Raw genomic sequence first — 19,484 nt, forward strand, 5'->3', positions numbered from 1 at the left:
ACCGGCTTCCAGCCACGACAGCCCGCTCGTTCGAGCGAATGGGCTCGAAGCACCGGTCACTCACCAACGAAACTGGCACCATGCCGCCTCGTACGTCACGTCAAAGCGAAGGCGAACCACTGGAACGTCGGGTCAATGGGCGGCAGCTCTCGGTGTTGCAGGTGGGTGGGAGCCGGGTTCCCCGCCGGCGTATGGGAGACCAGCTCCTACAAGACCACCTGCCAGGCACTGCACAACCGGGGCCTGGTCAAGGTCTCCCGGAAGAGCCGGGCAGTGGAACGTCGCCCTGATCAGCGCTGGTCGGCACTACCTGGCACACGGCACGTACCCTCCCCGCGGCTCGCACACGCGGAAGACCAGGCCGCCGCTCAGCGACCGTCGCTGACTCAAGCACAGGCACCGGCCGCCAACGCAAGAGGCGCCGGGGGTGCCTGTCCGTACCGTCCTCTCCGGTGTCACAAAGCCACTCATGACTGGCCGGCCACAACGAGTGCCTCCTGCCCGCCACCGCCTGGTAGCCCCTCGTTTTCTGATGGTGCCGTGGACCACGATGGCGGCCGCGTCGTCCTCACGCGGCGCTCAAGGACCGCCGAACCGTGGCTCCGCGGCAGCCTGTCAACGGCTGTCTGCCTGACAGGCCACCGCGAGGGGCAGGGTGGTGGCAGCCTCCTACTCGCGCCGGCCATTCATCACGTTGCCGGTTTCCGGCAGCACTGGCTACCCTGCCCGAGCCGACCACGGTCAAGAACACGCCAAGGTGCGGCTGGAAGACAGGGGGGCCACGATGGCGGAGACGGCGACTTCCGAGTATCTGCTCGGGTACGCCCAGATCTTGGCCGAGGTCTCGGCCACCGGGCGCCGACTCACCCGGAAGGAGCTCAACGAGCGACGCGCCCTTGGAGAACAGGCCGCCGACGCCGGGCACGGTCTGCGCGACCTCGTCCGGCAGCATCTCGCGGAAACCCGGACGTCGTGGCCGGACGGCGCCGTGTCGGGTGCGGTCGGCAGTGTACTGGCTGCGGTGGAGCAGGCCGTCGACGCCTTCGCCGAAGGGTACGAGCGTGCGCAGCGCCTGGCGGTGCGCCAGGAGGAGGCGGCGCGCCGGGAGTTCATCGACGACCTGTTGTACGGTCGCAGTGACCTTGGGCGGCTCGCCGAGCGGGCGGAACGCTTCGGACTCGTCCTCTCCCGCGCGTACGCGGTCGCGGTGGCCGCGGGCCCCGAAGCCTACGACGACACCGCCCCGGTCACCCGCCGGGTGGAGGCGGCCCTGATCGCACGGTTCGGCGACCGGCGCATCCTGCTGGCGACGAAGAACGGGCAGTTGATTTGCATCGCGCCGGGTGACCAGGAGGACGTCCTCGCGTACTTCGCCAAGCAGGCGCACGCGGCGACGGACGGCAGCCGGGTCGCGATCGGGCGTCCGCAGCTCGGGGCGGGTGGCGTGGTTCATTCCTACGAGGAGGCACTGAGCACTCTCGAGCTCGCCCAGCGGCTGAATCTCGACGATCCGGTGGTGCGTGCCGCCGATCTGCTCGTGTATCCCGTTCTCATGCGTGACCGGCAGGCGATGGCTGATCTCGTGGTCAGCGCGCTGGGGCCGCTGCGGGGTGCCCGGGGCGGTGCCGAGCCGTTGCTGCTGACGCTGGAGGCGTACTTCGAGTCGGGGTGCACGGCCGCTGAGGCGGCTCGACGCCTTTCGCTGAGCGTGCGCGCCCTGACCTACCGGCTGGAGCGCATCCACCAGCTGACCGGAAGCAACCCGGCTGATCCCGTGCACCGCTACACCCTGCAGACCGCGGTCATCGGGGCACGGCTGCTGGGCTGGCCCGCCCAGGAGATCTGAATCCCACCCGGCGGCTGAACCGCGGCGAGGGGTCCGCCGTCTCCCGTCGGCGGACCCCTGGGCTCACCCGGTCGCTCAGCCGCTGATCTCGACCTTCCCGTTGAGCTGGGCCGACCGATCACCCGGCGCGGCGGCCGTGGTGACGCGCTCGGTGACGCCCTTGAGGAGCTGGGTCAGGTCGACGCCGGTGGTGGAGCCGAGTAGTTCCAGACCCTGGGCGACGTTGTCGGCGACCGCGCGCGGGATCCGGCCGGCGCCGTCGGTGGAGATCACCGTCATCTTGTCCACCGCGCTGAGCGGCTCGGACGCCTTGGCGACGACTTCGGGCAGCACCTCGACGAGCATCTGGAGGATCGCGGCCTCGCCGTACTCCCCGTAGGCGTCGGCCTTCTTCCGCATCGCCTCGGCCTGCGCGCTGCCCTTGGCCGCGATCGCCGCGGCTTCCGCGTCGCCCTCCAGCCGGACGGCCTCCGCGATCGCCGCGCGCCGGGACCGCTCGGCCTCACCCTGCTTGAGGCCTTCGATGGCCTCCGCCTCGGCCAGCGCGGAGCGGCGCTGCTTCTCGCCCTCACCGGTCAGCCGGGACCGCTCGGCCTCGGCCTGGGCGGCAGCGATGCCCGCCAGGCGCTCCGCCTCGGCCTGCTTCACCCGGGCCACCCGCCGGGCTTCCGCCTCCTGCTCGGCGGCGTAGCGCTGGGCGTCGGCGGGCTTGCGGACCTGGGTGTCGAGCTGCCGGTCGGTCAGCGCCGCCTGCCGTTCGGCGACCTTCTCCTGCTCGGCGAGGATCTCCTGCTGCCGGGCCGCCTCGGCCAGGGGGCCGGCCGCCGCGGCACGCGCCCCGGCCTCATCGGTCTCGGCCCGGATCTCCGCCTGCTTCAGCGCGAACGTCCGCTGGGCGACGGCGATCTCCTCCTCGGCCTTCAGCCGGGCCTGCTCGGCGGCGCGCCGGGCCACGGCCTCGGCTATGTCGGCCTCCTGCTTGGCGCGCGCGGCCTCGGGGCGGCCGAGGTCTTCGAGGTAGGAGCCCTCGGTGGTGATGTCCTGGATCTGGAAGGCGTCCAGCACCAGGCCCTGCCCTGACAGGCTCGCCTCGGCCTCCTCGGCGACCTGGCCGGCGAAGGCGGCGCGGTCGCGGATGATGTCCTCCACCGACATCCGGCCGACGATGGCGCGCAGGGCGCCGGAGAGTACTTCCTGGGTGAAGCCGACGATGCCGTCCTGCTGCATCAGGAAGCGCTGGGCGGCGGCGCGGATGGAGTCCTCGGTGCCGCCGACCTTGACGATGGCGACACCGTCCAGGTTGGCCTTCACACCGCGCAGGGTGACCGCGCCGCGCACGGCGACCGGGATGTGCCGGGAGGACAGGTCGAGGGTGAACTTCTGCTGTACGAACGGCACGACGAACACACCGCCGCCGACCACGACCTTCTGGCCGCTGTTGTCGGTGAAGATCCGTCCGGTTTCCGGATCGGTGGACTTCTTGCCGCGCCGGCCGGTGACGATGAACGCCTCGCTCGGGCCGGCCACCTTGTAACGGCTGATGACGACGAGGGCCGACAGGACGAGAAGTACGACGACTCCCGCCACGGCGACGACGACAGGACTCATGACAGTGCCCCCAGACACGTAGCACCCCGGAAAAGGGATGGAAGAGGCCCCGCGAGGGGCCGCGACAAGCAGAGAAGGAAAGACGAGCGGCTCCGAGGCGTTCAGCTATCCGCCGGACGCACCAGGACAGAGGTCGCGGACGGTGCCGCCTCCACCCACACCTCGGTGCCCCGGGCCACCGGTGTGGCGCTGCGCGCGGCGAACTTCACCGGCTGGCCGGCGAGCCGCAGAAGCACCTCGCCGAAGCCGTCGGCGGGGATGGCGGTCACCACGTTGCCGGACGTCCCGATCAGGTCGTCTCCGGTGGGCGTCACCGCCGTCTGGTCGCGCATCAGGGCACGGCTGAAGCGATACGTCAGCCAAGCCGTGCCCACCCCCGTGAGCGCGCCGACGGCGGTGGCGCCTGCCGGGCCCACCCCCGCGGCCGCCTGCGCGATGACCCCGCCGAAGCCGGTCATCGACAGGAAGCCGGCGACGACCGGCAGCGACAGCCACCCGTCGAGGCCGCCGCCCAGCGCACCGTCGAGCACACCGTCCAACAGCCCGTCGAAGACCAGCGACATGGCGAGCAGTACGACCCCCGTGATGCCGAGTCCGAGAAACCAGGCCATGCGTACCGTCCCCCCTTACCCGTCGCTGATCTCCGGCTTGACGGAATCCTGGCATGTCCCTGAGGCCGTTTCATTGCCGTGTTCCGGCAATCTTTACGCGGCTTAGATGCCGCCTTCTGGCGACACGGGCGACCGCCTCAGCCGTGTCGACGGCGCCATGAGTGGGTCCCGGGGCGGACGGCCAGGACAGCGAGCGGGAGGGAGGTCACGAGAAGCAGAGCGGCCATACCGCTCCCAGCGGTTGGAGAGCCTCATGGGGACGTAGTAGCAGGGCACCGCACAGACTGAGGAACCAGGCAAGGACGATGACGAGTGATGCCTCGGCGATCACCGGACGGGTTCCGTACGCGAACCGTGGGCCGGCTCCCGCGCGGTGGGCAGCCCGGGCCTGTCTGGATGGTTCCAGGAGACCGGTTCGCCACGCTGCTCGTCAGGCCAGGGCGAAGTAGCGCAGCCACACGTATGCCAGGGAGATGGTCACGGTCGCGGCGGTCACGATGAGCCCGTACTTGGTGAACTGCCAGAAGGAGATGGGCTGGCGGTTGCGTTCGGCGATGCCGATGACGACGACGTTGGCGGAAGCGCCGATCGCCGTCGCGTTCCCGCCGAGGTCGGCGCCCAGGGCGAGGGCCCACCACAACACATGATGGCTCGTGCCGCCCATGTCGTTGACCAGGTCGGCGGTGATGGGCGCCATGGTCGCGACGTAGGGAATGTTGTCGACAATGCCGGAGAGGACGGCGGAGCCGCCCAGCAGGGTCATGGAGCCGCCCAGCTCGTTGCCTCCGATCGCGTCGGCCAGATGCCGGGAGATCTCGCTGACGACACCGGTGTCGATCAGTCCGCCAATCATGATGAACAGGCCGGCGAAGAAGGCGAGCGTGGGCCACTCCACCTCGGCCAGGACATCATGGGTCTCGACCGCAGTGGCGGCGACGAGCAGTCCCGCACCGAGCAGGGCGACGATGCTGGGGGCGTAGTGGAGTACCGGGTGGAGGACGAAGCCGACGACGACCAGAGCCAGGACGATCAGTCCTTGGACCAGCAGTCGGGGGTCCTTGATGGCTTCGCGTTCCTCCAACTCCATGATCTCGGCGGCGCGGTCGTCGTCGTAGACGAACGACTTGCGGAACATCACCCGGCACAGGACCAGCAGTACCGCCACCAGCACGGCTGCGAGCGGGGCGAGGTGGACGACGAAGTCGTTGAACGTCAGGCCGGCGCGGCTGGCGATGATGATGTTCGGAGGGTCGCCGACCAGGGTGGCGGTGCCTCCGATGTTCGAGGCCATCACCTCGGCGATCAGAAACGGTGCGGCCGGCAGCGCCATGCGCTCGCAGACCAGCAGGGTGACCGGGGCGATCAGCAAAACGGTCGTGACGTTGTCGAGCAGGGCTGAAGCCAGTGCAGTGATGACGACGAGCATGGTCATGACCCGGAACGGTTTCGCCCGGGCCCGCTTGACCGCCCAGATCGCCAGGTATTCGAACATGCCGGTCTTCTTCAGCACTCCGACGATCATCATCATGCCCATGAGCAGGAAGATGACGTTCCAGTCGATGCCGGAGTCCTCGGAGTAGAACGCCGAGCTGTCGTCGGTCGCCCCGATCGCCAGCATCAGGCCCGCGCCGCCGAGAGCTACGGCGACGCGGTGGATCTTCTCGCTGATGATCAGGGCGTACGCCCCGACGAAGATGGCGATCGCAGCCCAGCTGTGCCAGTCGTTCACGTTCCTCCTGCTTCTCCTGAGGCCTGTGCAGCATGCATTTCGGCGGCGCCGGCATCGTCGTCCGCGGCTGGAATGCCCGCCAGGTCCTCGACGTCGAAGGCGCGGGCGATCGGTACGTCCGTGGAACTGTGGGCGATGATCGAGAAGGCGATGCACACCGCGATGAGGGTGAATGCCTCCTTGGCCCGCGGGATCCCGGACTGCAGCACGAGCAACCCGTAAACCACCGAGGCGAAGCCCTTGGGACCGAACCAGGCCGCCACCAGCTTCTCCCGCCGCGAGATGCGCGTACCCAGCAACGACAGCAGCAAGGAGGCCGGGCGGATCAGGAAGATCGCCAGGATCACCGCCGCGTAGCCGCCGAGCGAGAGGTCACCGAACAGGTGCGGGGTCAACAGGGCGCCGAAGACGAGAAGCGCGGCGAACTTCGCCAGCTCCGCCAGGGCCTCGCCCAGCGGCTCGAACGACGCCTTCGCCTCCGGCGAGGCATGGGCGAGGACCGCGCCCGCGGAGAAGGCGGCCAGGTAGGGGTTGGCGTGCGTGAGGTGGCAGGCGGCGTAGAGGATGATCCCGGTCGCCAGCGGCAGCAGGGGCTGCAGTTTCGGCTCCGCGCCCAGCAGCCGGAACCGCACCAGCCTGTTTACGATCAGAGGCAGGGCGATGCCGAAGACCAGACCGAGCAGCAATTCGACAGCGATCGCCCCCGGCTCCGCGTCGCCGGTTCCGGTGGTCGGTCCGGCGGCGCCGATGAGCATCAGGACCACGGGCAGGGCCAGCCCGTCGTTGATGCCGCTCTCCACGTTCAGCAACTGCCGCAGCTTGGCCGGGACCTCACTGCGTCCCACGATCGCGGAGGCGAACACCGGGTCCGTGGGCGCGAGCACTGCTCCGACCAGGAACGACGTCGTCCAGTCCAGGTCCGCCAGAAAGTGCGCGGCCAGCCCCATGAACAGGAAGGCGAGCGGCATGCCCAAGCCCAGCGCACGGGCCGGGTTCTTCCAGTTCGCGCGGAGCTTGGGCAGCGAGACATGCATGCCGTCGGTGAACAGAACCGCGAAAAGCGCCAGGTCCGCGGTGACCGACACGATTCCGCTGTCCGGCGTGATGTGGATCAGGCCCAGAAAACCGTCGCTGACGAGAGCGCCGCCGACCAGGAAGAGCAGGGAGGTGGAGAGCACGGTCCGTGCCGCGAGCCCCGACAACAGCACCGCGACCAGCAGCGCGACACCGAACACCGCTACCAGAACCATGGCCGACGCCCCCGATCGGAAGAGAGATCTGTCCCCTTGCTCGCCGACCAGGCTTCCCGGCACACCACGGGGAACCCTACCTGCCCTTGATGCGTCTTTGACAGATCGCTTACGCGCACCCGGGAGACGCCCTTCCTGCCGGATTCCGGCAGCGTTCAGCTCCGCGGAGGCCCGTCCGCCTCAGGATGTAACGACCAGAAGCCGCTCCAGCAGATGGGATGCGGTGATCACTCCGAGCAGCCGCGTCCCGGTCCTGTCCTCTTTCACGACCGCCACCAGCGGACTGCGGACCTGCGCCATCAGCGCCGCGACCTCGAGCGCGGTCGCGTCCGGCTCGGCCAACGGAGGCGCGGGGACGGTCTTGGACAGGCAGTCGCGGACGGTGCGGCCTTGGAGCGCCTGGCACAGCCGGTCGGCGTGGCGTTCGTCGACCACCGCGGCGAGCGTCGGGTCGTCGATCACGTACGACGGCACCAAAATCTTGATCATCTGCGAGGCCGGGAGGATCGCCTTCGGCACCCCTTTTTCGTCGACGACCAGCAGCGCCGGCAACCGTTGCTCGGCCATCAGCCGCGCCGCCGTCTCGGCGTCGGTGTCGACGCTCACTGTCTCGTACTCCACTGCCAGGTCGCGTGCCCGCACGGTCGGCTCCGTTCCGCTGTGTCCCGTTGCCATTGTGGGGCAACCGTCCACGCTCACCGATGCCCCGCCTCACTCGGGTCTGCATACCGACGTCATGCCGCCGGACCACGAAGAGGAAAGGCTTGCGCGTACGTCTGTGAGGCGGGAGTTCCATTGTCCGCTTTGACGTTCCCTTTACGGCCCGCTGACGCCGGGCCAATGGCGCCCTGACGTAGGGTTGTCGACGGTGTGCCGGGAAGCCTGGTCGGCGAGGTCCCTCCTGTTTTCTCCTGATGAGAGGTCTTCGCGTGCCTGCCACTACCCGGGATGCCGTCGCATCGGCGACCGTTGTCTCTCCCCACGGGCGTTCACCGCGCCGGTCCGTTCTCTTCTTCGCGTTCGCTTTCGCGGTGATCGCCGATCCGGTGTCCTCCGTCGCGTACGCGATTGAGGCGGCGCTGCGTGCTCTGCACGGGGATCTGGCGTTGCTGCTGCCCACGATGAGCCTGGTGGTTGGGCTGGTCGTCGTCGTCACCGCCAACTACTGGCAGCTGGTGCGCCGTTTCCCGAAGGGCGGCGGTGCGGCCGCGGCGGCGGCGCGCGCGTTCGGTCCGCGGTGGACGTTCCTGCCCATCGGGGCTCTGGTGGTCGACTTCGTGTTGACGATCGGCATCTCGATCGCGGCGGCCGCGAGCGCGGTGATCGCTCTGTTCCCGGGTCTGGCGGCCTTCCGTATCCCGCTGGCCCTGGTGCTGCTGGTGATGGTGGCCGGGCTGACCTGGTTCGGGCACGGCGGACGGCTGCTGTTCGCCGTCATGACCGTGGCCTTCGTGGTGGTCTCGGTGACCGTGCTGGTCATCGGCTTCGCCGCGCCCCATACCGCTGGCCACGCTGCGCCCACGCACGACCCCGGTCGCCCGGCGATGCTCGCGGTGGTGCTGGCCTTCCCGGTCGCGATGGCGCTGGCCACCGGTGTCGAGGCACCGTCGACCGCCATCGCTCAGCTCGGCCAGCTCGACGACACCCACCGTCGTCGCTTCGGCCGTGGCACCCTGGCCCTGCTCGTAGTGATCGTCGGTGGTCTCACCCTCGCGCTGACCGCGCTCGCCGTCCAGCTGCACATCGGCATCCCGGGTGCCGACTCCACGCAGATCGCCGGCATCGCCCACGCCGCCGCCGGTCCGGGCTGGCTCTACGGCGCCTTCCAGCTGACCAGCTCGCTGCTGCTGCTCTCCGCCGCCAGCTCCTCCTTCCAGGCGGGCCCCGGACTGCTCAAGGCCCTGTCCGGCACGCCCGAACGGCCGGGAGTGCTGCCGCCGGTGCTCGGCCGGACCAACCGCCACCACACCCCGTACTGGTCCGTGGTGGTCTACCTGGCCGCGGCCACGCTGATCATCGTCGCGGCGGCCGGCCAGGAGCAGGAACTCGTCCTCTTCTACGCCGTCGCGGTCTTCGTCAGCTTCCTGGTGGGCCTGCTCGCCATGACCCGCTTCGCCCGCACCGAGAGCAAGCCGGTGCTGACCTGGGTCAACGGGATCGCCGCCGCCGCGGTGGCGTTCACCCTCGTGGTGAACCTGCTGCGCGGCTGGCCGGTGCTGTCGATGGTGGCCACGCTTTTGATCGCGGGCGGCCTGTACGTCCGCTGGAACCGGGCCGGACGGCCCAGCGGCATCGAGGACGTCGAGGCGGAGGCCTGAACCAGAATACCTGGCCCGGGCCGGACTCGGTGAGGGCGGCGGATCAAGCAGTCGCGCCGCCCCGCCGGATGCCGAAACGTTCCCACTCCAGCGCCCACTGTTTCATCCGGCGCCGGTCCAGCAGGGCACATGCGGCCCGCGCAGCGCACCAGACCGCGCCTCCCGTGGCCATCGCCGTGCCCACGCCCACCAGGGAGGACTTCAGCACCGCGTCGGGCCGGGCCGGAGGCTCGGAGACCAGGTCCCCCCGGGAATCGGTCCACTCCGGCACGTGTGTCCCCGCAGGAGTGCGCGCCGGCACCACGGCCCGGTGCGTGTGCGGCCGTCGGGCGTCGTCCACCGGACCGTCGCGTCGGCGTCGTTGCGCACGTCGGCGTGCGTGGGCTCCGCATCCCTGGCGTCCTCGAGCAGGACGGCCACGATCGGTGGGCGGCCGAATCGGTCCTCCTCGAAGCTCCGGTCCGCGACCATGGCAGCCGTCACGCGCGCAGCCGCCCCGCCCAGCACGCCCATGGTTCACGCTACGAGCAGCAGCCGCGCCTCGACCAGGTCGCTGGTCCGCCGCAGCGGGCTGCGTCGCCACCGCCACAGCCTCGCGCGCGGCGTCGTACACCGTCTGGACCTCATCGCCATGGGCCGGCACCCCTCTACGAACAGCAGTGCTCCTGCGTGGTGCTGTCCGGAACCGTAAGGAAAGCGGCCGGTGAGCGAAAGACCCGGGAGCGGTCAATGCTGCGGGCTGCCCATTTCTTCGGTGAAGAGCACCGGGTCGCTGTCGAAGCCCCGGATCATCTCCCGCATCCGCCACAGCCCGGCGGAATCCCGGATGAACTCCGCGACCGTCGCGGCCGTGGCGTCGGCGACGCCGGCGAAGTCGTCCGCGATCAGCTGCCGGTATCCCTCGACGACCGCCACTCCGGCGTTGGACATGTCACCGAACGTGAACGGGGCGCTGTCCTGGTGGATGGCCACGCCGACCACCACCCGCCCGTACGCGGGTGAGAGACGGTCGAACTCCAGGACCATCACCTCGACGAACCCAAAGCCCATGCCGGTCGGGCTGTGCCGGCTCATGTTGATGGTGCCGTCCGGCGACCGGCTGTCGTAGTGCACGACATACGCCGGCCGTCCGAAGAGGTCGTCCGCCGGATACGTCGCCGCGACGATGTCGAGGTGCCGGGGCGGCTCCCCGTACCGACTCGGATCCCACTTCAGCCGCACCTCAACCTTGCCGAGCCCCTGGCCCTCACCACTCACCTTGCCACTTCCCCCAAGGACCATCGCCGGACTTTCCTTCATGGTGAGTATGCGTTGCCGACGGATCTTTGATGCATTGTGCGTGAAGGTCATCATCCGACGCAGACCGAGGTCCGACCTGCCGGTCGCGTCAGCCGCAAACCAGTCCTCCGCTCCACCGGGCCGGGCGCGAGCCGCATACCGTGCACGGGAAGTGCAGGACCTCCCCCGCCGCGTGCCGTGTCGAGGCGGACCTAGCCACAGGCACGCTGACGCTCTCGTACGGCGCCCTGTCCGGTGTGGTCACACGGCCGGCGGCAAAGGTGGCGCCGCTGCCCGCCCGGGGAACGGAGAACGTGGAATTCACCGAGACGTGTGCTGCTTTGGACGGCGTCCGGATCAACCGAGAAGCCAGGACGCCACCGTGAGAACGGCGAAGGCGATCAGAACGGGGCCCGCACCGCTCGCAGCTTCTCCCAGGGGATGTGCCGCACTCGCCACGGGCCTGTCAGCCAGAGGCCGGACCGGTCTGCCGTGACTCTCCAGTTGAGCCGGCTGGCGGCCGGTCCGGCCATTGTCAGCGGACCTGGCAGCAGCAGAACCTTCCATCCGAAGCCTTCGGTGACCAGTAGGTGGACGAGGAAGGCGAAGGCCGCCACTATGCACAGCGCCCATGCTGCCCCGCCTGCGCGCGCGAGGGGGCCCGGGCCCCAACGCAGGGGCTGTTGCGCCGGAACCATGCCCGCCGGCACGCCATCGGTCGCGAACGGCGTCTGTGCCCGCGGGAGTTCGGGTGCGGTGTCCGTCTCCTTGGTGGACAGTGCCGGCCCCTTGCCGGGCCGCGGCAGCCTGATGGGGCCGACCGTGTGTATCATCACCGGCCGGTGGTCCCGGTCGGTGGTGGCCAGGGCGAGTTCACCGCCTTCGTAGGGGGCACCGAACATGACTGCTTCGTGCAGGCGCGTGTCGATGGTGAACGGCTCGTCTTCGTCCGCGTCGTCACCATCGTTGTGCACCGTCTCGGGCCCTTCCGTGTCGGGTCGCGCTGTGAACCGGCCGCTGAAGAGTGGTGTACGGGCGGTGTCGTCGTCGCCCGCGTAGAGCCAGATACGTCCGGTGTCGTCGCTGCGCTCCCTTACGCGCATGACCGGGAGCGGCACGTGACGCAGGGCAGCAGCTCGGCGGCGGGCCAGGAGGCCGGTGAGGAGCATGGAGCCGCCGGGCAGTCCGGTGGCCAGGAACAGCAACTGCCAGGCGAAGGCGTCGTGGGGCTCGGCCGCCAGGCGCCGCCACGTTCCGTCCTCCAGCACGGTGAGGGTCGCGTCGATACGGTAGTCCTCCGGGTAGGACGCGCTGAGGGTCAGGTGCCGGCCGTCGTCGGTGCGTATTCGCACCGAGTCCTCCTCCCGGCTGAGCACCTGCGCGCTGGTACCGGTGGCACCGTACGCGCGGTGCTGGTCCGCACTGATGCCGTGGAGCGCCTGGACAACGGCGAAGCCGGCCGCTGCGATGAGCAGCAGCCCGGTGGTGATCGGGATGGTGCCGCGCCGCAGTGATGAGGCGGGGCCAAGCGGCTGCGGGTGGCGGAGCTCTGCCGTGCGCTCCCAGACGGCCCGCTGGCGGCGACGTGCGGTAAGCCGCTCAGGGCCGCTACCCAGCCGAAGGCCAGAGCCACAAGGACAGAGAGATTGGCGGCCATCGCCGTCGGCCCGGCGCCCGGCAGCTCCAGCCATGCCACAAGAACCGCCAGTGCAGGCGCGCCTGCCAAGGTCAGTTCCGGCAGCCGGGGGAGCCAGTAGAGCAGACCGATCGCCAGCCCCATCTCCGCCATGCCCAACCAGTCCGTACCGCACGGGCTGTCATCGCCGCACGGCTGTTCCGGCGTCGCCATGTTCGCCCACACCAGGGTGATCAGCAGTGCCGGCACCGACCACAGCGGCCGAGCCCAGGCGGCGCGGCGAACACGCGACCAGGCGGCGGCGTCTTCCGTTGACCAGGTCGGCGTACCCGGTGGGACGCGGTCGGTGGGAATCGGGACGGGGGTCTCAGGCACACGGGGGGTGTGCGGGAACAGGCGCGGTCCCGGTATTGCCGGTGTACGGCGATACCGGGACATGAGGTGCCGCAGCTTGTTCGTCCAGCCGTTCGCAAGCTTTTCTGACCGGGCTCGCCAATCCGGACCTGGTCGCTGATCAGGGATTCCCGTGGTCGCGGGCGTAAGCGGCCAGGACCCGCTGCCGCGGGCCGCCGGTGTGCAGGAAGCGCTCGTCGAGCACGGTGGCGAGGTCGTCGAGGGCGGTGGCGAGCACGGCTGCGGCGTTCCGGTCGTCCGCGTGTTCCGCTCGTCCCGCCCGCTCGGCGAGGTCGGCGGCGTAGCCGAGGGTGAGGGCCAGCGAGATGTCGCCGGGTCCGTCGTGGAAGTAGTACGACTCGGGGTACTGGAGGAAGTCCACGCAGGTACGTGCGACGTCGGCGGCGAGTTGACCAAGGGCGACGGCCCCGACGTCGGGGGCCGGCCGCCCTTGCGCCGGCTCGGCGCGGCGCAGCTGGGAGATGCGCAGTGCCAGCGCCCGTCGGCGGGCCAGGGCCGGATAGATGCCGAGGATCCAGGAGACGGTGGCGGTCAGCAGCGTGAAGCCGACCAGCGCCTCCAGCGGTGCGACGATGCGCAGCCAGTCCGCGGAGGGCGCGATGTCACCGAGGCCCAGCGTGGCGACGGTCACCAGCGAGAGGTACAGGGCGTCCACCGGTCCCGAGTGCTCGGACGGATTCAACGTCCCGGAGAAGGAGAACGCTTCCGGCATATGCGGCCAGTACACCAGGGCCCAGCCGACGGCCACGGCGCAGGCCCAGCTGGCCACCACGGTCACCATGCCGACCGGCCCGGCCAGCCCGGCGGTCCTGCTGCTCCTGCGGCCCCGGGTCGACAGCCGCCACAACAGCGACATGACGGCCCTGCTCAGACCACCGTGCCGGGTGGGATGCCACAGGGTGTGGAACACGTCCCGCAGGATGATCAGCACCACCGCCGCACCGACCAATGTGACCAGCCAATCCATGGGACCTCCCGGGCTCGTCCGCCTCGGGTCCAGCATGGAGCCCGCGCCGCACGACGCGGTCACGCGCCGCGCTCGGTCTGCCCTGCCCCGCCCGATCGCGCCGTGTCGAAAGCGCCTGTAATCGAGGAGGCCGCCAACCGGGCGCTGCGCCGCGATCTGTCGGTCGGCGTCCGCTGGATGACCCTGCCGGACCCGAGGGAACTGGGCGATTTGGCCTGCTTCACGAGACCTACGGCGAGAAGGTCCGGGGCGTCGAGATCGGCGGCGCCTGATCAGAACTGTGCGGCGACAGGCACATCGAGCGACGCTTCGCAGATCGGCGTCGTGCGCTGATCTCAGAGTCCTCTTACGGTGCGGGCATGGGCCGCCTGGAGGCCGCCGTCGGCGTCGAAGGCTTCGGCTACCTGTTCCATGAGCGTGACGTCGTCGCCCGCATCGCCGAGCGGGGCGCCGCGCCCCGAACTCCCCGACCGTATCGCCGGCCTGCTGGAGCAGCTCAAGGCGGCCGACTGGAAGACCCACCAGCAGACGAAGGATCCGCCGGGGCGAACGCGCACCATGCGCACGCACAGCATCTCGCCCGGTGCCCGCAGAGCCGAGCGCAAAGCCGGGTCGACCTCTCGTTCAGGTCACCCACCACGCAACGGCCCTGAGCCGATCGACCCCAAGATTTCCAAGTTCAACGGAGCGTAGTCAGCACCAAGTCAGCACGGGAGGGGTGAGCACGGGTGATGACGTGGGCTTTTAGTCAGCACCAAACCAGCACGGGAGTCAGCACCGCACCGTCAAATCACCCCGAACTACGCGTCCCGGACAGCACTCGTTTCGACCCACTTCGAGCCCCTGAACCGCCCTTCCGTGAGCTGGCATGGTGGCCGCATGCATAGCCGAACCCTAAAGTATGTTGTCCCACCATATGTGCGGCTGACCTGCATGTTTCTACGGTGTGCCGACACGTACCCGTCCCCACCGCACACGAGGAAGTGGCGCATATGGCCTCCGGAACCACCGCTCCCCCACCCCCCGCCAGCCTCCCCCGCATCGTCGCCGCCAGCCTCATCGGGACCACCATCGAGTGGTACGACTTCTTCCTCTACGGCTCCGCCGCCGCGCTGGTGTTCAACAAGCTGTTCTTCCCGGACTCCGACCCGCTCGTCGGCACGCTGCTGTCGTTCCTGACGTACGCCGTGGGCTTCGCCGCCCGCCCGCTGGGGGCGCTCGTCTTCGGGCACTACGGTGACCGGCTGGGGCGCAAGAAGCTGCTGGTGCTCAGCCTGCTGCTGATGGGCGGGGCCACGTTCGCCATCGGCCTGCTGCCCACGCACGCCACCGTCGGCACCGCCGCACCCGTGCTGCTCACCGTGCTGCGCCTGGTGCAGGGCTTCGCGCTCGGCGGCGAGTGGGGCGGTGCCGTCCTGCTGGTGTCGGAGCACGGGGACGCGCGGCGGCGCGGTTTCTGGGCCTCGTGGCCGCAGACCGGCGCGCCGGCCGGACAGCTGCTGGCGACCGGTGTGCTCTCCCTGCTCACCGCCACGCTGTCCGACGACGCCTTCGGCACGTGGGGATGGCGGATCCCGTTCCTGCTCTCCGGGGTGCTCGTCCTCGTCGGTTTGTGGATTCGTCTGTCTGTCGATGAATCGCCCGTGTTCAAGGAGGCCCGGGAGCGGGCCGAGGCGCGGCGGGACGGCGCCCAGGAGAAGCTGCCCCTCGTCTCCGTGCTGCGGCACCACTGGCGGGACGTGCTCGTGGCGATGGGCGCCCGCATGGCGGAGAACATCAGCTATTACGTCATCACCGCCTTCATCCTCGTCTACGCCACCACCTCGGCCGGCGTCTCCAAGCAGACCGCCCTCAACGCCGTCCTCATCGGCTCGGCCGTGCACTTCGCCGTCATCCCGGCCTGGGGCGCGCTGTCCGACCGGGTCGGCCGGCGGCCCGTGTACCTGCTGGGCGCCGCCGGTGTCGGGCTGTGGATGTTCCCCTTCTTCGCGCTCGTGGACACCGGCTCGTTCGGGTACCTGATCCTCGCCGTCACCGTCGGACTCGTGCTGCACGGCGCCATGTACGCGCCCCAGGCCGCCTTCTTCGCCGAGATGTTCGCGACGCGGATGCGGTACTCCGGCGCGTCCATCGGCGCGCAGTTCGCGTCCGTGGCCGCCGGTGCGCCCGCCCCGCTCATCGCCACCGCGCTGCTCAAGGACTACGGCGACTCCACCCCGATCGCGCTGTACGTGATCGCCGCCGCCGTGCTGACCCTGATAGCGGTGGGCCTCGGACGGGAGACGCGGCACCGCGATCTGGCCCAGGCCGACGGTGAGGACGGGGAGACCCCCGCGACGAGCCCGGCCGCCGAGGCGCGCACCGTCTGAGCGGTGCCCCCCGGCCCGCATCCCGGCCGGCCGGCCCTCGCCGGCACCATCCCGACGTTCTGACCGGCTCCCGCGCGGGGGCCGGTCAGTGGCGTCCGGGCGTGGCCAGCCGGTGCAGTCGCAGGGCCAGTTGGATCTCCAGGGCCCGCGCGGGCGTCTGCCAGTCCTCGCCCAGCAGACGGCCCACACGCTCCAGCCGCTGCGCCACGGTGTTGACGTGGACGTGCAGCGCGTCCTTGGTGCGTGCCGGGCTCATCCCGCCCTCGAAGTAGGCGTCCAGGGTGCGCAGCAGTTCCGTGCCGCGCCGCTCGTCGTACGACACCACCGGGCCGATGGTCCGCTCGACGAAGCCGGCGATGTCCCGTTCACCGGCGAGGAGCAGGCCGAGGAAGCCGAAGTCCTCGGCCGCCGCGCCGTCCCCGGCCCGGCCCAGCAGGCGCAGCGCGTCCAGGCAGCGGCGCCCCTCGGCATAGGCGGCGGTCACGGTCTCGGGGTCCCCGGTGAGGTCGGTGACGGGCGCGGAGGCGCCGACCGTGACCGGCTGGTGGACGGCCGTGCCCAGATGGCGGGCGGTGCGGCGGGCCACGTCCGTGGCGGTGTCGCCGGCGCCGAGCGGAAGCAGCAGGACCGTACCGCCGTCGCGGGCCGCGGCCAGGCCGTGCCGGGTGGCCGCGAGGTGCGAGGCGGCGGACCAGAGCCGGCGGCGGGCCGCGGCCTCCTCGTCGGCGTCGGCCGCCGGGCCGTCGAGACGGGCGGCGAGGACGACGTGGGTGGCGTCCAGGTCCGCCTGGAGGCGGCTGGCGCGTTCGCGCAGCAGCCGCGGGTCCCGGTCGCGCGCGTCCAGCAGGTCGTCCAGCAGCTCACCGCGCACACGCTGCTCGGCCTCGGCGGCGGAGCGGCGGGCGAGCAGCAGCAGGGAGGTGACCATCGCCGCGCGCTCGAAGGTGCGCTGGTCGACGGGGTCGAGGCCGGGGTGGCCGCGCAGGACCAGCGCGCCGAGGAGTTCACCGCCGGCGGCCACCGCGGCGATCCAGTCGCTGCCGTGACGTACCGCGTGCCCCTCGACGCGGGAGGCCTCCAGCGCTTCGGCCGGTGCCGCCGTGGCCTCGGTGAACTCGACGGTTCCGGCGAGGACCTGGGAGACGGCGGCGGCCACGTCGTGGACCCCGCCGCCGCGCAGGACGAGTTCGGCGAGCCGGTCGTGGACGTCCGACGCGCGCTCGATGACGGCACTGCGGTCGCGGATGATCTCGTTGGCGTGCTCCAGGCCGGCCAGGGCGGCGCGGGTCTCGGTGAGCAGGTTGGCGGTGTCGATGGCCGCCGCGGCGAGTGCCGCGAAGGAGCCGAGCAGGGCGATCTGCCCGCGCTCGAAGACCCTCGCGCGCCGGTCCGCCGCGAACAGGACGCCGATCACGTGCGGGCCGAGCATCAGGGGGACGCCGAGGATGGCGACCAGCCCCTCGTCGCGGACGCCGGCGTCGATGGTGAGGGTGTGCTGGAAACGGCCGTCCTGGAAGTAGTCGTCGGTGACGTACGGCCGGGCGGTCTGGGCGACGAGTCCGCCGAGCCCCTCTCCCATGCCGAGGCGCAGCTGCTGGAAGCGGGCCGATACGGAGCCCTCCGTGACCCGCATGTAGGTGTCGCCGCGGGCCGGGTCGTTCAGGCTCAGGTAGGCGACATCCGTGCCGAGGAGGGAACGGGCACGCTGCACGATCGCCTGGAGGACGGCGTCCAGATCGCGCAGTCCTGCCAGGTCGTGGGCGGTCTCGAAGAGCGCCGACAGCTCCGCCTCGCGCCGTCGGCGGCCCTCCAGCTCCGCGCGGACGCGCAGGGCGAGCAGTCTGGCCTCTTCCAGTGCGGCGACGCGGTCCGCCGGCTCGCCCGCTGCGCGGGCGCGCAGCACGGGCTGCTCGTAGGCCTCGACGGAGGCGTCGCGGGCCAGCAGGCCGAGGTAGGGGGCCTCGGCGCTGGCGCTGGGTGCCGGCTGCAGGTGATCGCGGGACATGGTCACAGGATTCCGTATGGGCCACCCGGCCCGGCAGCCCTGTGGAAAACTCCCGGAGCCGGTGCCGCCGGGCCGGTCAGTGGGCCGTCCACCCGCCGTCCAGGACGAGCGAGGTGCCGGTGACGAAGGACGCCTGCGGGCCGCACAGGTAGGCCACGGCCTCGGCCACCTCCTCGGGTTCGATGAGCCGCCGCACGGCGCTGTCCTTCAGCAGGATCTCGGAGAGTACGCGGTCCTCGGGGATGCCGTGCGCCTGTGCCTGGTCGGCGATCTGCTTCTCGACCAGTGGGGTGCGCACATAGGCCGGGTTCACACAGTTCGAGGTCACTCCATGGGCGGCGCCTTCCAGGGCCGCCGTCTTGGACAGCCCTTCGAGGCCGTGTTTGGCGGCCACGTAGGCGGACTTGTAGGCCGAGGCACGCAGACCATGGACGGAGGAGACGTTGACGATCCGGCCCCAGCCCTGTGCGTACATGTGCGGGAGGGCGCCCCGGATGAGGCGGAAGGGTGCTTCCAGCATCACGGTGAGGACCGTGTGGAACACCTCCGGCGGGAACTCCTCGATGGGCCGCACGAGTTGCAGACCGGCGTTGTTGACCAGCACATCGGTGCCGGCGGCGGCGCGTTCGGCGGCGTCCAGGTCGGTGAGGTCCACGACCACGGGTACGACGGTGCCCGCGAGGTCGCCGGTCCGCTCCGCCTGCTGGGCCAGTTCGGCCAGGCCGGCCGCGTCCCGGTCGACGGCGCGCACCTCGGCCCCGGCGGCGGCGAGCCGCAGCGCGCAGGCGCGGCCGATGCCGCTGGCGGCACCGGTGACGAGGGCGGTGCGGCCGTCGAGGTCGAGGCCGAGGGACCGGGATCGGGGGCCGGGCCCCGGAAGGGGGGTGGGCGAGGTCATGTGCCGACCCTAAGCGGAGCCCCACGGTCACCACATGTGGCGACCACCCACACTTCAGCTGGCAGTCATAGGGTCAAACCATGTGGGTGCATCCGACATGGCTTGCTTGATCCGAAAGAGCCCGAACTCGTGCAGGTCGGGCAGCGCGTCGACCGTGAACCAGCCGACCTCCAGCGACTCGTCGTCGTTGACCCGGGCCTCACCGCCCACCGCCCGGCAGCGGATGGTGATGTCCATGTACTGGCACGTGTCGCCGTTGGGATAGGTCACCGGCTCCAGCGCCTGGACCAGGACGACCCGCTCGGCGACGCAGTGCACCGCCGTCTCCTCGAAGACCTCCCGCACCGCACAGGCCGCAGGCTGTTCGCCCGGCTCCGGGATGCCGCCGATCACCGACCACTTGCGCGTGTCGGACCGCCGCCCGAGCAGCACTCTGCCCTCGTCGTCGAAGACGATCGCGGTGACCCCGGGGAGCCACAGCAGCTGTTGACCGGCGGTGGCCCTGAGCGTGCGGATGAAATCGGGAGTAGCCATGATCCCGACCCTAGCGGGCCG

Annotated in this window: 16 protein-coding genes and 1 pseudogene; 4 read left to right on the forward strand and 13 right to left on the reverse strand. The window is 70.6% G+C overall.

Translation table 11 applies throughout. The features are described from left to right. Positions 1–784 precede the first annotated feature (784 nt). Positions 785–1,846, forward strand: coding sequence for a PucR family transcriptional regulator (locus LG395_RS20895; RefSeq protein WP_225810998.1), 1,062 nt, complete (start codon positions 785–787; stop codon positions 1,844–1,846). Between the two features lie 75 nt (positions 1,847–1,921). Here LG395_RS20895 and LG395_RS20900 read toward each other — a convergent pair whose 3' ends face one another. The 5 genes from LG395_RS20900 to LG395_RS20920 all read right to left on the reverse strand — a co-directional run bounded on the left by LG395_RS20900 (position 1,922) and on the right by LG395_RS20920 (position 7,686). Then, a complete protein-coding gene (locus LG395_RS20900) occupies positions 1,922–3,454 on the reverse strand; it encodes a flotillin family protein (RefSeq protein ID WP_225810826.1) in 1,533 nt (510 codons plus the stop codon). A gap of 101 nt (positions 3,455–3,555) precedes the next feature. Then, positions 3,556–4,065: an NfeD C-terminal domain-containing protein gene (locus tag LG395_RS20905; RefSeq protein WP_225810827.1), complete on the reverse strand. Its 510-nt coding sequence runs from the start codon at positions 4,063–4,065 to the stop codon at positions 3,556–3,558. 430 nt (positions 4,066–4,495) lie between these two features. Further along, a complete protein-coding gene (locus tag LG395_RS20910; protein ID WP_225810828.1) occupies positions 4,496–5,794 on the reverse strand; it encodes an ArsB/NhaD family transporter in 1,299 nt (432 codons plus the stop codon). Next, positions 5,791–7,044: a cation:proton antiporter gene (locus LG395_RS20915; protein ID WP_225810999.1), complete on the reverse strand. Its 1,254-nt coding sequence runs from the start codon at positions 7,042–7,044 to the stop codon at positions 5,791–5,793. The genes LG395_RS20910 and LG395_RS20915 overlap by 4 nt, the downstream gene beginning before the upstream one ends. Before the next feature lie 180 nt (positions 7,045–7,224). Next, complete coding sequence (locus tag LG395_RS20920) at positions 7,225–7,686, reverse strand: CBS domain-containing protein (RefSeq protein ID WP_225810829.1); 462 nt, start codon at positions 7,684–7,686, stop codon at positions 7,225–7,227. A gap of 287 nt (positions 7,687–7,973) precedes the next feature. On the opposite strand from LG395_RS20920, the gene LG395_RS20925 reads away from it, so the two are divergent. Beyond that, positions 7,974–9,362, forward strand: a complete 1,389-nt coding sequence (locus tag LG395_RS20925; RefSeq protein ID WP_372463451.1) for an amino acid permease — start codon at positions 7,974–7,976, stop codon at positions 9,360–9,362. A gap of 43 nt (positions 9,363–9,405) precedes the next feature. On the opposite strand, the gene LG395_RS20930 is transcribed toward LG395_RS20925, so the two are convergent. The 5 genes from LG395_RS20930 to LG395_RS20945 all read right to left on the reverse strand — a co-directional run bounded on the left by LG395_RS20930 (position 9,406) and on the right by LG395_RS20945 (position 13,657). After that, on the reverse strand, positions 9,406–9,633 hold the full coding sequence (locus LG395_RS20930) for a hypothetical protein (RefSeq protein ID WP_225810831.1): 228 nt from the start codon (positions 9,631–9,633) through the stop codon (positions 9,406–9,408). After that, the gene (locus LG395_RS41960) at positions 9,564–9,875 is read right to left on the reverse strand and encodes a hypothetical protein (RefSeq protein ID WP_505016508.1); all 312 of its coding nucleotides are present in this window, start codon (positions 9,873–9,875) and stop codon (positions 9,564–9,566) included. Before LG395_RS41960 ends, LG395_RS20930 begins: the two co-directional genes overlap by 70 nt. Positions 9,876–10,088: 213 nt before the next feature. Further along, entirely contained in the window at positions 10,089–10,643 is a 555-nt protein-coding gene (locus LG395_RS20935) for a TerD family protein (RefSeq protein ID WP_263982851.1), read from the reverse strand. Positions 10,644–11,041: 398 nt separating this feature from the next. Continuing rightward, positions 11,042–11,992, reverse strand: coding sequence for a hypothetical protein (locus LG395_RS20940; RefSeq protein WP_225810832.1), 951 nt, complete (start codon positions 11,990–11,992; stop codon positions 11,042–11,044). A 798-nt stretch (positions 11,993–12,790) separates the two neighbouring features. Then, positions 12,791–13,657, reverse strand: coding sequence for a potassium channel family protein (locus tag LG395_RS20945; RefSeq protein WP_225810833.1), 867 nt, complete (start codon positions 13,655–13,657; stop codon positions 12,791–12,793). A gap of 120 nt (positions 13,658–13,777) precedes the next feature. Here LG395_RS20945 and LG395_RS20950 point away from each other — a divergent pair. Beyond that, positions 13,778–14,167 (forward strand): annotated as a pseudogene (locus LG395_RS20950) (alanine--tRNA ligase); the annotation flags it as partial. A gap of 482 nt (positions 14,168–14,649) precedes the next feature. Further along, positions 14,650–16,026: an MFS transporter gene (locus LG395_RS20955; RefSeq protein ID WP_225810834.1), complete on the forward strand. Its 1,377-nt coding sequence runs from the start codon at positions 14,650–14,652 to the stop codon at positions 16,024–16,026. 85 nt (positions 16,027–16,111) lie between these two features. Here the strand turns inward: LG395_RS20955 and LG395_RS20960 are convergent, their stop codons facing one another. The 3 genes from LG395_RS20960 to LG395_RS20970 all read right to left on the reverse strand — a co-directional run bounded on the left by LG395_RS20960 (position 16,112) and on the right by LG395_RS20970 (position 19,463). Then, on the reverse strand, positions 16,112–18,031 hold the full coding sequence (locus LG395_RS20960; protein ID WP_225810835.1) for a helix-turn-helix domain-containing protein: 1,920 nt from the start codon (positions 18,029–18,031) through the stop codon (positions 16,112–16,114). Positions 18,032–18,107: 76 nt separating this feature from the next. Next, entirely contained in the window at positions 18,108–18,929 is an 822-nt protein-coding gene (locus LG395_RS20965) for a 3-hydroxybutyrate dehydrogenase (RefSeq protein WP_171158802.1), read from the reverse strand. 54 nt (positions 18,930–18,983) lie between these two features. Next, a complete protein-coding gene (locus LG395_RS20970) occupies positions 18,984–19,463 on the reverse strand; it encodes an NUDIX hydrolase (protein WP_171158801.1) in 480 nt (159 codons plus the stop codon). Positions 19,464–19,484: the final 21 nt, after the last annotated feature.

This window comes from Streptomyces spinosus (assembly GCF_020400655.1).
In the GTDB taxonomy this organism is placed as follows: domain Bacteria; phylum Actinomycetota; class Actinomycetes; order Streptomycetales; family Streptomycetaceae; genus Streptomyces; species Streptomyces argyrophylli.